At 45.9% G+C, this 12,923-nt stretch carries 14 protein-coding genes and 1 pseudogene; 4 read left to right on the top strand and 11 right to left on the bottom strand.

What is annotated here, in order from left to right; genetic code table 11:
• Positions 1-9: 9 nt before the first annotated feature.
• The 4 genes and pseudogenes from PUT07_RS16210 to PUT07_RS16195 all read right to left on the bottom strand — a co-directional run bounded on the left by PUT07_RS16210 (position 10) and on the right by PUT07_RS16195 (position 3,805).
• Positions 10-846, bottom strand: coding sequence for a carbohydrate ABC transporter permease (locus PUT07_RS16210; protein ID WP_274469220.1), 837 nt, complete (start codon positions 844-846; stop codon positions 10-12).
• A 12-nt stretch (positions 847-858) separates the two neighbouring features.
• Positions 859-1,821, bottom strand: coding sequence for a carbohydrate ABC transporter permease (locus PUT07_RS16205; protein ID WP_274469219.1), 963 nt, complete (start codon positions 1,819-1,821; stop codon positions 859-861).
• Positions 1,822-1,857: 36 nt separating this feature from the next.
• A pseudogene (locus tag PUT07_RS16200) lies at positions 1,858-2,847 on the bottom strand (formylglycine-generating enzyme family protein).
• Between the two features lie 283 nt (positions 2,848-3,130).
• Entirely contained in the window at positions 3,131-3,805 is a 675-nt protein-coding gene (locus PUT07_RS16195; RefSeq protein WP_274469346.1) for an MBL fold metallo-hydrolase, read from the bottom strand.
• A 186-nt stretch (positions 3,806-3,991) separates the two neighbouring features.
• Here PUT07_RS16195 and PUT07_RS16190 point away from each other — a divergent pair, with 186 nt between their 5' ends.
• Positions 3,992-5,137 (top strand): glucose 1-dehydrogenase, encoded by a 1,146-nt coding sequence (locus PUT07_RS16190; RefSeq protein ID WP_274469218.1) that lies wholly within the window; start codon positions 3,992-3,994, stop codon positions 5,135-5,137.
• Between the two features lie 349 nt (positions 5,138-5,486).
• Positions 5,487-6,581 carry a hypothetical protein gene (locus tag PUT07_RS16185; RefSeq protein WP_274469217.1) on the top strand — a complete coding sequence of 365 codons (1,095 nt, stop codon included), beginning with the start codon at positions 5,487-5,489 and terminating at the stop codon, positions 6,579-6,581.
• Positions 6,582-6,738: 157 nt separating this feature from the next.
• Here PUT07_RS16185 and PUT07_RS16180 read toward each other — a convergent pair whose 3' ends face one another.
• The 6 genes from PUT07_RS16180 to PUT07_RS16155 all read right to left on the bottom strand — a co-directional run bounded on the left by PUT07_RS16180 (position 6,739) and on the right by PUT07_RS16155 (position 9,854).
• On the bottom strand, positions 6,739-7,089 hold the full coding sequence (locus tag PUT07_RS16180; RefSeq protein ID WP_274469216.1) for a hypothetical protein: 351 nt from the start codon (positions 7,087-7,089) through the stop codon (positions 6,739-6,741).
• Positions 7,090-7,268: 179 nt separating this feature from the next.
• Complete coding sequence (locus tag PUT07_RS16175) at positions 7,269-7,640, bottom strand: hypothetical protein (protein ID WP_274469215.1); 372 nt, start codon at positions 7,638-7,640, stop codon at positions 7,269-7,271.
• Between the two features lie 93 nt (positions 7,641-7,733).
• The gene (locus tag PUT07_RS16170; protein WP_274469213.1) at positions 7,734-7,979 is read right to left on the bottom strand and encodes a hypothetical protein; all 246 of its coding nucleotides are present in this window, start codon (positions 7,977-7,979) and stop codon (positions 7,734-7,736) included.
• A gap of 45 nt (positions 7,980-8,024) precedes the next feature.
• Positions 8,025-8,903 (bottom strand): metal-dependent hydrolase, encoded by an 879-nt coding sequence (locus PUT07_RS16165; protein ID WP_274469212.1) that lies wholly within the window; start codon positions 8,901-8,903, stop codon positions 8,025-8,027.
• Between the two features lie 94 nt (positions 8,904-8,997).
• Positions 8,998-9,228, bottom strand: a complete 231-nt coding sequence (locus tag PUT07_RS16160; protein WP_274469211.1) for a hypothetical protein — start codon at positions 9,226-9,228, stop codon at positions 8,998-9,000.
• Positions 9,229-9,482: 254 nt separating this feature from the next.
• Positions 9,483-9,854 carry a winged helix-turn-helix transcriptional regulator gene (locus PUT07_RS16155; protein ID WP_274469210.1) on the bottom strand — a complete coding sequence of 124 codons (372 nt, stop codon included), beginning with the start codon at positions 9,852-9,854 and terminating at the stop codon, positions 9,483-9,485.
• A gap of 130 nt (positions 9,855-9,984) precedes the next feature.
• Here PUT07_RS16155 and PUT07_RS16150 point away from each other — a divergent pair, with 130 nt between their 5' ends.
• Together PUT07_RS16150 and PUT07_RS16145 are read left to right on the top strand one after the other, a co-directional pair.
• The gene (locus PUT07_RS16150) at positions 9,985-11,169 is read left to right on the top strand and encodes an MFS transporter (RefSeq protein WP_274469209.1); all 1,185 of its coding nucleotides are present in this window, start codon (positions 9,985-9,987) and stop codon (positions 11,167-11,169) included.
• Positions 11,170-11,324: 155 nt separating this feature from the next.
• A complete protein-coding gene (locus PUT07_RS16145; RefSeq protein ID WP_274469208.1) occupies positions 11,325-12,374 on the top strand; it encodes a DUF3231 family protein in 1,050 nt (349 codons plus the stop codon).
• 200 nt (positions 12,375-12,574) lie between these two features.
• Here the strand turns inward: PUT07_RS16145 and PUT07_RS16140 are convergent, their stop codons facing one another.
• Complete coding sequence (locus PUT07_RS16140) at positions 12,575-12,916, bottom strand: hypothetical protein (protein WP_274469207.1); 342 nt, start codon at positions 12,914-12,916, stop codon at positions 12,575-12,577.
• Positions 12,917-12,923 lie beyond the last annotated feature (7 nt).

The following is a 12,923-nucleotide window of genomic DNA, read 5'->3' as shown; positions in this document are numbered from 1 at the left end:
TCGCTAAGCTCATCCTTTAATTGCGCCTGAGACTCCTTCAATAAAATAGCGCTGCAGCAATATAAATACAGTCAGGATGGGCAGTAAAGAGATGCTTGCCGCAGCAGCCATTCCCGTCCAGTCCATCGTATTTTCACCAACGAATTGAAACATACCGACACCGAGTGTCCTTAAATTGGGTTTGCTGAGTGTGAAAATGAGAGGCAGCAGGAAGGCGTTCCACGTCCACATAAACTGCATGATCGCTGTCGTTGCGATGATGGGCTTTGCCATTGGCAGCATAATGCTCGCAAACGTCCTGAAGAAACCGCTGCCGTCAATCTCTGCAGATTCCTCCATCTCCTTGGGAAGTCCGCGGAAATAAGCGACGAATAGCAAAATGAATAAGATATGCCCACTGCCAGCCTCGGCCACAATAACGCCCCAAAGGGAATTGTTGAGTCCCAGCGCATTTACAAGTGAATAAACCGGGATAATCGTATATCCCTTGGGCATGAACATCGTCGCTGTGACAGCCGTTACGAACAACAGCCGTCCCCTGAACCGATACCTCCCTATGGCGTAACCGGTCAGCGAGCAAACGGCGAGTACGATTAGCACAACGGAAACCGTAACGATCAGTGTATTCCAGAAATATACGGAGAAATGTGCTGTCTCCCATGCCCGTTTATAATTAGCAAATTGGAACTTTTGCGGTAATAGCGTGATGCCTGAAGCGATATATTCGTTATTCGTCTTGAAAGATGCGGCAATCATCCAAATAAACGGATAAATCCACACAATACCAAGGCCGATCAACAAAGCATGCAGAGCAACTAGCGGTACACGCACCAGATTCTTTTTCAAATTGAGTCCCTCCTATAACCGCCCAGACGCCTTACGTCCGCCAGTCCATTTGACGAATAGCCCCAGCATGATTGAAATGAGCATAACCACAATACCATACAAAACGCCTGCAGCTGATGCGAAGCCGACCCGTGCTTCCCCGTTACCGGAGAATGCGTAGCGGTAAATATACACATCGACCATATCCGTCTTGAAGGCTGGGCCACCGTTCGTCATCGTCTTAACTAGATCAAAGACATGAAGCGCATTGACGGCTGACATCAGGACGATCACGCTCCCGACCGGCAGCAGCAGAGGTATTGTCAGATATCGGAACAATTGCCAAGAGGAGGCTCCATCGATGCGGGCCGCTTCGAACAATTCCTTGGGCAGCGATTGAATCCCCGCTAACCAATACACCAGCTTCATCCCGAACGTTTTCCAAATGCCAACCACAATGACAATCCCCAGTGCCGTATCAATGGATCCGAGCCAATCCACAGGTCGCTCAATCCATCCGAGCCACAGCAGTACCTCGTTCACTAGCCCTTTATAGGCACCAAATGCAAATCGCATCACTAAGCCGACAACCGCTGTGGTCGTTACAACAGGTAAGAAGTAAACCATACGGTAAAATACCTTCCCTTTCAGCCAATTTGCATTCAGCAGAAGCGCCATGAGGAGAGCCAGCGGTACTTGTATAGCGACCAAACAGATCATAAACACAATACTGTTGCGAAAAGCGTTCCAGAAGATCGGATCAAGAAGCGTCTCCTTGAAATTATCGAAACCGACAAAATCCCGTAGAGGACCGTATCCGTTCCAATGAAAAAAGGCATATACATAGCTCATTGCGATTGGGTACACCGTGAATAACAAGAACAGTACCAACTGCGGCGCGACAAAAGCCCAGCACCACAGCTCTTTGCGCAATCGATAATGCAACCATGCAGGCTTCCTTCTTCTCCCCGTTTGGTGACGAGTTACCATTTGCATGCCGCTAATCATCTCCTTTGATTCAAATGAATAGATTTAGGCATCCGCAGCACAGCGGAACCCCATGTGCCCTGTTGAACTGTCCGGCGTATTAGAACTGCGGGCAGCAACTCTATAACGATTGCAGTAAGACTTATGGCATAAATACGACCCTCCGCGTATCACTCGGTTATCGCCGGAAGAAGGCCCTCGCGGGTTTTTCCGGTTTCCGTTCGCAGCCGGCGCAGCTGTAAACCAATCGGAGCACCATTCCCATACGTTTCCGACTGTATTGTACAAGCCATAACCGTTCGGCGGGAACGAACGGGCAGGTGCAGTACCGGCATAGCCGTCGGAGGCATGGTTTTTCTCGGGGAATTTTCCCTGCCACACATTGCATAGATGCTCTGCGCCAGGTTTTAGAAGATCGCCCCAAGGGTAGCGCTTCTGTACTAAGCCTCCGCGAGCCGCATATTCCCACTCCGCTTCCGTTGGAAGCCGTTTGCCGGCCCATTTCGCATACTGCGAAGCATCGTGTCAGGAGACATGAACAACGGGATGATCGAAACGTTCTTCTATGGAAGAGCCTCCGCCTTCCGGCCGATACCAGCAAGCCCCATTCACAGCGAGCCACCACGGTACATTGGGCACCGGTTTTGCGTTCTCTTCTCGCACTTTGTCTGGAACAAATAAATGAAAGACGTATGACCAGCCAAACTTCTCCGCCTCTGTCACATAGCCGGTTTGCCGGACGAAATTGGCGAACTGCTCATTCGTAACCGTGCAGGCATCGATATAGTAAGGCGAAAGCTCGACCGTTCGAATCGGGCCTTCCCCATCACCCGGGAAGCCTTCGGCATCGTCGGTGCCCATTAAGAAATCGCCTCCCGACAAATAAATCATGCTTTCTGCTTGAAGCTGCTCTTTCTTATCAATCCGTGTTATCAATTCCTTATGTAGCAAAGTGATTGTGCTTGGAGGTGTGACGGTTGCCGGCTGAGCCTCCGTTCGAACGGCGGAACAGCAGCTTAATTGGTTTGATTTCATGAAATATCTTCCTTTCTTCTTATGGAAAGCAATAAAAAAGAGACGTACAGCAAGAACAATTACGTTCATGCGATACGTCTCCGTTGATACGGTCGACTTATGTTGATATTAATTCAATAAAACCGATTAAGTTACTTGGTTATCTATTTGTCTAGAATCTTAACTCTGATCCCTATTAATTGTCAACTGTTTTTGGCAAATTGTATGTAATATAAATTTATAGACAGCAAGGCGGCCTCGGTCCGAATTCCAATAGGACTGAGGCCGCCTGCTCATTTGGGAATTATTGATTCACTACGGGTCCGGCTGTTATGATTTCCTGAAGACGCTCCTGCAGGTTGTCGGTGCAGAGACCGCCGTGGAACGTAATGATCGCATCAAGCTCCAGCTTTTGGAATTTGGAAATCGATGCAAGCGCCGTATCTTGATCGGGAGTATAAATTGGATTGTAGGATTGGAGTACGCCGTCCTTTGATGTGAGCGCATCGCCGGCAATCAAGGTTTTACTCGGGATATGGTAGTAAGAAGTATGATCCGGCGTATGGCCGGGAGAATAAATGACTTGAATGCCTCCGGCAAACGGTAGCATGTCGCCGTCCTGCAGAATAACGTCGACCTTGACAGGAGGAGCGGTTCTGTTGCTTTTAACCAGCGGAATTTCCCCAGCCAAGTAAGGGACAGCTTTCTCATGGGCATACACTTGAATTTGATCGCCGAAGGCCTGAATGAGCGCCGGCAAACTGCCGATGTGGTCCATGTCTTGATGGGTAATTATAATTTTGGTCAATTTCTCAAAAGGGACCGGTAATTCCTGAAAAGCAGCACGAATCTGCTCTAGTTGACCGGGAATGCCGGTATCGATGAGAATGACGTCTTTATCATCCCATAGGATTGTCGGAATGAATGGATTGCTATTATTTGCTGCGCCTAACTGAATAGTTGTAATTCCTGCGCCCATTTGAACCAATTCGAACACCGCCTTATCATTTTAGGATACTCTCTCATTATTCCTCTACCATGTTCGAAAAACAAGTGTGCTCAGTTGAACTTACAAAAATAACACACGAAAAACAAAGATTCACACATATTAAATTCATGTATAATCGCTATAGAAGGTAAAAGTTGAATACAAGGAGTGATGGCGTTGAAAGCGGTTGCGATCAGAGACGAAGAGTCCCGGGTGAAAGTTACAGTGAGGGATATCCCGAAACCAAGTCTGACCGGTCCGGAGGACGTAGTCATTCGAGTGCTCTGTGTCGGGCTCGATGGGACAGACCGGGAAATCATCGTTGAGAACTTTGCCCGATTCCCAAGCGGGAAGTTGGAAATGGTTATCGGGCACGAGCTGCTAGGCGTAGTCGCGGAAGCAGGCATCGAATCCGGATTTGCTTCCGGAGATCTTGTGACGGCGCTTGTAAGAAGACCTTGCGGCGAAGAAGCGTGCGTGAATTGCCATCATGGACGGCAGGATTTCTGTCAAACCGGCAACTATACCGAACATGGAATTGCAAGAGCCGATGGCTTTCTATGTGAATATGTCGTAGAGAATGCGAAATACGTCGTCAGAGTTCCCAATGCGTGCATGCCATATGGTGTTCTGGTAGAACCGCAAAGCATCGTGGAGAAAGTCTGGAATCAGACGATGGTGATTCAAGAGCGCATGATTTGGAAGCCGCGAACCGTACTTATTACGGGCTCCGGTCCGTTGGGGATTTTGGCGGCTCTGACATGCAGAGTACTTGGATTTGATACGTATGTATGGTCCAAATCAGACCCCGAAAGCTTGAATGCGGCGATCATTCGCTCGATCGGAGGGCATTACCGGCAAGCCGAATCCTCAACCGACGGAACATTTTTCTCCAGATTGACGGAATATGGGAATCAACTGGGCATGAGCTTTGATATGATTTGGGAATGCAGCGGTCACGCCCCACTAGGTTATGCAGCAATTCCACTGCTCAACAACAATGGGATTCTGGCGCTCCTTGGGGTTACACCGGGCAGTGACCGCCTAGACCTCCCTAGCGATCAGACATATCGGGAAATGGTTGTTAAAAACAAGTGTATCATCGGTTCCGTCAACGCGTCGCATCACGATTTCGAAACGGCCATCAATCGCCTTCAAGAGATTGAGAAACATTATCCTGGCATGCTGAGCATGCTCCAAACAGACCGTTTGTCCATAGATGCAGTGCCGGATATCGATTTTGCCCATATTAAAATTAAAGCGGTTGTCGATCTGATTGCTCCAACTAGGTGGCCAGCTATTATGAATGAACCTAATGGTTAGCCATCTTTTCAAGCCCTTCCGACAGTCGCCTCACGCTATGCTAAGCAGCCTACTGAATCATGGGGGCTGCTTATTTTTTCAGGTGTGCATGTGCTCCGTGATTTTGGAGGGATGGCCTTTACTCCATATTCTTCGAGCAATAAAGCTCAACTACGAACTCTGTAAAAAGACCTTCGTACCCAGTACCAATTCACGCCGGCTGCAATGCTACACGCGATGTTTGTCCCTTCACCTCTAATCACTTTCCTGAATATACAAAAACCATAGGCATTTATCTATTTATCCCATACATCCTGTTCGGCCCACTATGTTATTGGTGTAAAGATCAGGTACAAAGGAGTGTTTCAGGTTGACCGATCAATCATCCCATTATTTTGCTAGAGGCAATACAGCGCGCGGAGCCCATTTCTTATATCATTCCGCCTTTGATGGACTGAATAAGATTTTCGTCCTCACGGGTCCTCAAGGAACGGGGAAGTCCACCATTCTTCGAAAAATATCGGATCATTTATTGGAGAAAGGTCAGCATGTGCAATGCTTTCATTCTCCGCTTCGGCCAAACGAACTGGATGGCATCATCGCCACCGAACTTAAGGTTGGTCTTGTCGATGGGCGTGTTTGTGAGGGAATTCCGGATTGTGAAGTGATCAGAATCGATCTTGGGCAGGCCGTTGACAGCAGACTTCTTCTCTCTGAGCAATTATCCAAGATCGAAAAGCTACAAGCTGAGCTTGCCGCTGCCTATGACAAGGCTTATGAGACTTTCTTGACTGCATTGAAGATTCATGACGAATGGGAAAGCTATTATATCGAGAGCATGGATTTCGAGAAGGCTGACGAAGTTGCGCAGGGATTAATCCAAGAATTATACGCCGGACATGAAAAAACGACATCGATAAGCGGTCGTCACTTATTTTTTGGTGCAGCAACCCCGAAAGGTGCGTTCGATTTCATTCAACGGCTGACGATGCCGTTAGAGAGAAGGATTTTCATTAAAGGAAGACCGGGCTCCGGAAAATCGACATTGCTCAAAAAGCTTGCTGCCGCTGCCGAAACGAACGGTATAGAAGTCCAGGTTTTTCATTGCGGTTTCGATCCGAACAGCCTTGATATGCTGATTTTCCCTGAGCTTAGCACAGCTATCTTTGACAGTACGGCCCCTCATGAATACTTTCCTGAACGCAACGGGGATGAAATCTTGGATATGTATACGCTCACAATGTCCCCCGGTACCGATGAAGCATACGCAGCAGAAATCGCCGCAATTAAAGAACGGTACTCAGCCAAAATGAAGGAAGCCACTTCCTGCTTAGCGTCAGCTGAAGCCATTGATTCGCAAATTAAAGCCTTCTATGTAAGCGCAACGAATTTTTCTGGGGTTGAGGAATTAGGAAAACAGATACTATCAGAAATAGATGAACGGATCAATCAACAATCGAAATAGTTCTCGAAGGTCTCACTAATTATGGATAAAAATTTCCCGTCCTCAGTACACCCAGTTACTATACAACGGCAGTCGTGGAATATCATGATAAAACAAAGCGTTTAAGCTAATAAGCCTTCCATCGAACCGGAAGGCTTATTTTGGTATTTTTCTAATATTAACGCTCGTAGCCGGGATGTTCGTAATCGGTATTCTGCAGCTTATTAAGTATGTTCATATCATGAATATGAGCCTTCGTCTTGTCAGTTCCCAAAATGTAAATGAATTGATAAAGTTTGAGCATATCATCGTTAAACTGATCCGTTGCTTTATCGTGATCGGCGGATTTATACGGTATTGGAGCTCTGAATTGAGTCACTTCATCGTCCCGCTGTAGTTGCTCAAGCATTTGACGCAGCGTTTCGAGCTCTTCCTCTGTCCCGCGGACCTCAAGCTGTTCATTCTTAGAAGCTTCCCTATCCAGACTTTTGGTTGATACAGAAACGTATAGTGTATTTATAGAAGACATTTCAAACACTCCTTTTCCTATGGACTACCTCCTATTAAAGCCAATCTGCCTTGTTTGAAACAGAGTTGCCCGAAGCCAAAACGGGTCAGTTGTAGTTTCATATTCCAGTTTCAGGTTAAGGTTTGTGCTTCCATAATGGCCGCCTTCAATCCACATTTTGCGATTATCGTCATTATCGCTCATTGGAAGTCCCCTGCAATTTGCCTAACAACACTAAGAGCAGCTGCCGCGGCGGCAAACTGCTCTCGGATAAAGAAATTTTGAAAGATAATTGATATCGGATTATCGCAATTCCATTCACGGACATTAAGCATTCGTATCGTTAGACCGCTCGTCGTGATGACCGGGGACAGCGTCCGGAGTCCGATTTTGCTCAAGTAGAGAAGCATTGGCGAAAGATGAGTGATGATGGGGCTGACTAGCTCGAACTCATGCGCGTTCATCGACTCCCGCAGGTGCTTGATGAAGGTGAGCATTTCTGCGATCGGTAGTTTGTGAGCTTCAGCGAGTGTAATTCCGGCAATTTGGATACCCGATACACCCTTGCTCAAGCGAGTTCCCCGGCATGCCTGACACTCTGTTTCGATTCCAAGCATCGCCGCTAGCTGCTTTATTCTCGGCACCGGCGCGCAATTCGTTCCGGCCTACAAGAGGACGGCACCGTTCTTGAGAGACAGCTCGGGGGCGATCATACGGCCATGGTCGATCTCGGGCAACGTCAAGGTTCCACTGCACTCGGCACAAGGACCGTTAAAAGAATCGGAGCCCTTCGCCTCTGCTATACTCCCGTAAAGTACGGCAAGGTACTCCGAAACGGTTATCATGACCCCGACGAGGGCCCCCGGGCGTTTGGGGTTGAACGACCTAACCGGAATTTTCGTGCAATTCATGGGTTCACACTCCTCAGTTGAATGCGATTTTAAACTGCACTGCTCCTACTGTTTTTCGATATATTCAAATAAAAACGATTCACCGTTCCGGTAAAAGCGTGGATCGTATACCCCAAGAACCTTATCATCATCGACTACAACAACGAATGGCGACCACTCTTTGAGAGTTCGGGCTTTGGTATTCGTGGCGAACAGCTTCTCCAGGTCAGAGTTCTCTTTCGATACAAGCTGTGTCTGAAGAGAAGCTCCTCCCCATAAGGTAGCGCGCAACAAATCCACGTTCTCCCCCTTCTTGCCGATTACTGTAAATACTCCTGGAACAAAATCAGCGGCGAGGGCCACCTGCTCATATTGATGGATATACTGCTTATATAGTTGAACTCCTTGCGCGGATTGTACCGCTACATGCAGAGCCATGCACAGCCAAACCAGCTGATGGATGCGATGCGATGGCAGGCTCAGATTCTTGACGAATCGAACAGTAAGCAACCCGGCCCCCATAAATGCCCAAAACACAAGATCCACGATTGGGATAGTGCCAAACGTAACCCGCATTGGTGAGAACGGCTCAAAATAACCCGTCCCCCATGCATTAAATAAATCAATTGTGTCATGAATAAACACAGCGAGAAGCGCAATCATCAGGATTAAACGAATTCGCTGAGTTTTCCAAAGAAGCTTACTGATCCCTGTGATGATGGCCGCCCAAACCGGTACCAGGAAGACCGAATGCGTCAAACCCCTATGCCACATTTGATAGCGTCCTGCCGTATCCCACAAGGAGGAAATCACATCGATATCTGGAATTTGCGATCCCGTCGCTGTTGTGAACAGTAGCGCATACCGTTCTTTTTTCGTCATGTTGCCCTTATCGACCGCGCCATATAGACTTAATCCCATAAAAAGGTGTGTTATTGTGTCCATTTCTCTCCTTAGCGCCATATAGATTCAATACAAATATAACGTGGATTTACTTATGTGCTGGAAAAAGAAAGGATAACCGGCTTCCGCTCTCTCCTTAAATCAAGCTCTTCATGCCTCGCAGCCACTCATAAAAGCGAGATTCGAAAAATAAATCAGGGATGTAAGTCTGCGTGTAATTGCAGTTAGGACAAAGAAGAACCAACCCTTCTTCAAGAACTTTGGGGTATAATTTCTCGTGTTTATTGTTATTTGCGCAAGTAAGGGGTTGCACGCCATCTGCCTGCTGGTAATCTCTAATACGTTGCTTGATTTCCTCGTGGTTCATTTTTAACTCCTTTAATTTGTAAATTCAGCATTATTACAAGATATAATTTGTAAGGTATATCATATTCGATGAACTGGTTTTGCTTTCCTGCTCCAACATCGGCGCGGAAAGGCTTTACTTCCGGTATTTAAATAAGAAAAGAACAGCCCGCGACTTTTCGGTCGCGAGCTAGTTAAATATGAATTCATATACGATCAGCTCAGGCGCAGCTTATCCCCTCTGTTGTGCTCTATACCGGCGGCAAGCTTCGCTTGTTAGGAAGAAATGCTCGTTTCACTGTTTACTTGCTGAGACTTCCCCCATTTTTCCACCCATTTATTCATTTCATTCAGCGCGGTTTGAAATTCGTATCCCTTTTCTGTTAATGAATATTCCACAGTTACAGGTACAGTAGGAAAGACTTGGCGCAAGACAAGACCATTATGCTCCAAATGGCGGAGTGTATCCGTGAGGGACTGCGTCTTAACTACAGCTACATTTCTTTGCAGTTGATTAAATCGCTGTGGCCCGCGAAGCAATTCGTTCAGTACAAGAAAAGCCCACTTGGCCCCAAGAATTTGCAATACCTCGCAGATATTGGAACTATCCGTCTCCAAACAGGAATTAGATTTAACTTGCTTAGACATCCAACATCCCACCCTAACAAAAAGTAAGTTAATCAAAATAAATGGATTATATCCGAATACTTTGCCTTCTTACAATATTATCGTACCCCTTCTATAATGACAATAACACAAATGGAAGGGAATGAAAGGAATGAATAAATGGACGATTTACGTAGTTGCTCTAGGGGTATTCTTAACGGCTACTTCCGAGTTGGTTGTCGCCGGAATCCTGCAAGTACTCGCTAAAGATTTAAATATTTCCATCGCCTTTGCAGGGCAATTAATCACCGCCTACTCGCTAGCCTTTGCAATTGGAACACCTCTCTTGGTATCGCTGACATCCCGCATGGGACGCAAAAAAGTGCTGATAGGTGCATTGGCAGCTTTCATCATGGGGTGCTTGCTTTCCTTCTTGAGTTCGGATATCTTCACCTTGATTGTGTCCCGCCTTATTCTGGGTGTAAGTTCAGGCGTTTATATTGTCGCAGCATTCGGTGCGGCTGCCAAAATTGCTCCTCCTGAGAAGATAGGCAGTGCGATTAGCACGATCGTTCTCGGCTTCAGCAGTGCGATGATTTTGGGCGTACCTATCAGCATAGCCGTTACGAATTGGTTGAACTGGCAAGTTATTTTCTTGATGTTAGGACTTGTAAGCTTGTTGATTACCTTCGTCATTTATCGCTTGCTGCCAGAGATCGATGGAGACGCACCGATGTCATTCCGACAACAATTCAAAGTGTTGGGAAATGCCGTAATCGTGAGCGGTTTGTTTCTTACCTTCTTTAGGGAATCAGGAAATTCGGTGTTGTTTACGTATTTAACCCCTTTTATGCAAGACATCCTTCAACTTAAAGCGTCCAACATCAGCATCGTCATGCTAGTTTTTGGTATCTCTGGTGCAGTCGGTACGCGTCTGGGCGGTTACGGAATCGATCGATGGGGAGCCGCTCGCATCATAGCTTTCAGTACTATCATGCACGTTGTTGTTCTGGCCCTTCTGCCTCTCTTAGCCGGGTTGACCCTCATCGGTTTACTGTTGATTTTAGTCATGATGGTCTCTCTGTTCATGGCCGGTCCAGCGACACAAACATATTTCATTCAACAAGCACCCCAATCTTCCAGTCTCGTCCTTAGCTTGAATACATCGATCGTTCATTTAGGGTTGGCGACTGGCGCTGGGGTGGGCGGAGCGATGATAAGCGCCAATTCCACCGTTTTCTACAATCCATGGATGGCAAGTTTTATTATAGGATTAGCGCTAGTGTCTGCATGCATCAGTTTTTCGCTGGGGAATAAACAGATGCGCAATTTACAAAAAGAACGTCAGATTTCATAAAAGAATGTATAGGGTGCCGTCGAGTGCCCTCATGTTGAATACTTTTTCTCTTTTAACTCACGCTCTTCTATTTATTAATTAGGTTTCATGCATTGATTTATCCAAGAAAGGGAAAAATAGATGGAAGATATTTACGAACGGAGGATCTGTTGGAAATGAATGATGTGAAAGAACAAATGCAGCTTAACTCTGAAAGTTACGCAAACGAAAAATTAACGTCAGCAGAGCAAGGTAAGCTATGGGCAACATATACGGGGAATACCATGAGTATATGCGTCTTAAGTTATATGCTGAATCATGTTGAAGATCTAGAGATCAGGAAAGTCCTTGAAGACGGTCTAAGCTTATCCGAACAATTTGTACAGTCCATCAAAGAGATATTTGTCCAAGAAAATTATCCTATACCTAAAGGATTTTCTGAAGAGGACGTAAATGCCGGTGCTCCGAGGCTATTTAGTGATGAGTTTTACCTTCATTACTTGAAGTATGTCGGCAAAGCGGGAGCAAGTCTATATGCAATCGCCGTTCCGATTGTAACGAGGCCGGATGTTCGGACATTTTTCACTCAATGTCTCGGCTCAACCACTAAATTTTTGAATGAGGTGAACAAAACATTAATCAAAAAAGGGTTTATGTCAAAACCATCCTTAATTCCTTATCCCAAGAGTGTGGAATTCATTAAGAAGCAAAGTTATCTCAATGGATTTTTTGGTAAGATTAGACCGCTTCAAGCTTTAGAGATTACACATCTGTTCGATAACATCGAGAATAACGCGACAAGCAAAGCGGTTTTAATTGGCTTTAGTCAAGTTGCCAAGTCGAAAGAAGTAAAGGCTTATTTTCTAAGGGGAAAGGAAATAGCCACCAAACATTATGAGATCTTTAGTAAAATGCTGCAAAAAGAAAATTTATCGTCCCCCCCAATCTTTGACCCTTTGGTATCGACTTCAACCATTGCGCCGTTTTCAGACAAATTGATGATGTTCCATAAGCTGGACATGTTTGCAATGAGAATAAGAGCCTATGGGAATGCTTTATCGATGTGTGCCAGACACGATGTTGCCGAAAAGTTGGGACGTCTTACACTTGAAGTCGGAAATTTTGTCGAAGATGGAGCAAATATTATGATTGAGCACGGTTGGTTGGAACAGCCGCCGCAAGCTGCGGACCGTGACGCCTTGGTGTCCAATAATAAGGTTGAGTAGTCCGATCATCATATAACTGAATAGATAATAAAAAGCAGCTGCCTCGGCAAGCTGCTGTGGTCTGGTGTAATCATCCAAGGGAGTAGTCTGCCGCGGCAGCTCTCCCTCTTTCATTATATGAGAAGGCTTAGCTGGAATAATGAAACACGCCACTTCCCCGAACAAAAAACAAAAAACCCGCAATATGCGGGTCATTTGCGCTACATGTACGCTACCTCTTCCTCTTTTTTCCGTTCCCAATAACTTCCCTCGCCAAAGTAGTCCTGACATACGTTATCAAGCGTCTGCAAAGTATCAATAAATCCTTTTAAATCACACGTGTGGAAGGTATCTTTAAGTTCTCGGTTCTCTTCTGTAACTGAATATACGTGAATTTCTGTACAACCATCCCATCTAACATTAACATCGAGACACTTATCATCGGTTTCCAGTTCTAGAGCTACAGTTCCACCATCTTCATTTCTTTTGTGTTTTGTTTTTACAATCCACAATATAAACACCCCTTTTGGTATATGATTACCAAAAGTTGAACCTTTTAACAAGATATTC

Origin of the sequence: Paenibacillus sp. MAHUQ-63 (assembly GCF_028765165.1) — a bacterium.
Classification (GTDB): Bacteria; Bacillota; Bacilli; order Paenibacillales; family NBRC-103111; genus Paenibacillus_E.
This window is presented reverse-complemented; position numbering and strand designations above follow the sequence as displayed.

What these genes read in the sequence shown, in the direction of transcription:
- PUT07_RS16205 (WP_274469219.1), bottom strand. Translation starts at nt 1,821, where the DNA reads ATGCAAATGGTAACTCGTCACCAAACGGGGAGAAGAAGGAAGCCTGCA.
- PUT07_RS16195 (WP_274469346.1), bottom strand. Translation starts at nt 3,805, where the DNA reads ATGGGCGCAGGAATTACAACTATTCAGTTAGGCGCAGCAAATAATAGC.
- PUT07_RS16180 (WP_274469216.1), bottom strand. Translation starts at nt 7,089, where the DNA reads ATGTCTTCTATAAATACACTATACGTTTCTGTATCAACCAAAAGTCTG.
- PUT07_RS16170 (WP_274469213.1), bottom strand. Translation starts at nt 7,979, where the DNA reads ATGAATTGCACGAAAATTCCGGTTAGGTCGTTCAACCCCAAACGCCCG.
- PUT07_RS16165 (WP_274469212.1), bottom strand. Translation starts at nt 8,903, where the DNA reads ATGGACACAATAACACACCTTTTTATGGGATTAAGTCTATATGGCGCG.
- PUT07_RS16160 (WP_274469211.1), bottom strand. Translation starts at nt 9,228, where the DNA reads ATGAACCACGAGGAAATCAAGCAACGTATTAGAGATTACCAGCAGGCA.
- PUT07_RS16155 (WP_274469210.1), bottom strand. Translation starts at nt 9,854, where the DNA reads ATGTCTAAGCAAGTTAAATCTAATTCCTGTTTGGAGACGGATAGTTCC.
- PUT07_RS16150 (WP_274469209.1), top strand. Translation starts at nt 9,985, where the DNA reads ATGAATAAATGGACGATTTACGTAGTTGCTCTAGGGGTATTCTTAACG.
- PUT07_RS16145 (WP_274469208.1), top strand. Translation starts at nt 11,325, where the DNA reads ATGAATGATGTGAAAGAACAAATGCAGCTTAACTCTGAAAGTTACGCA.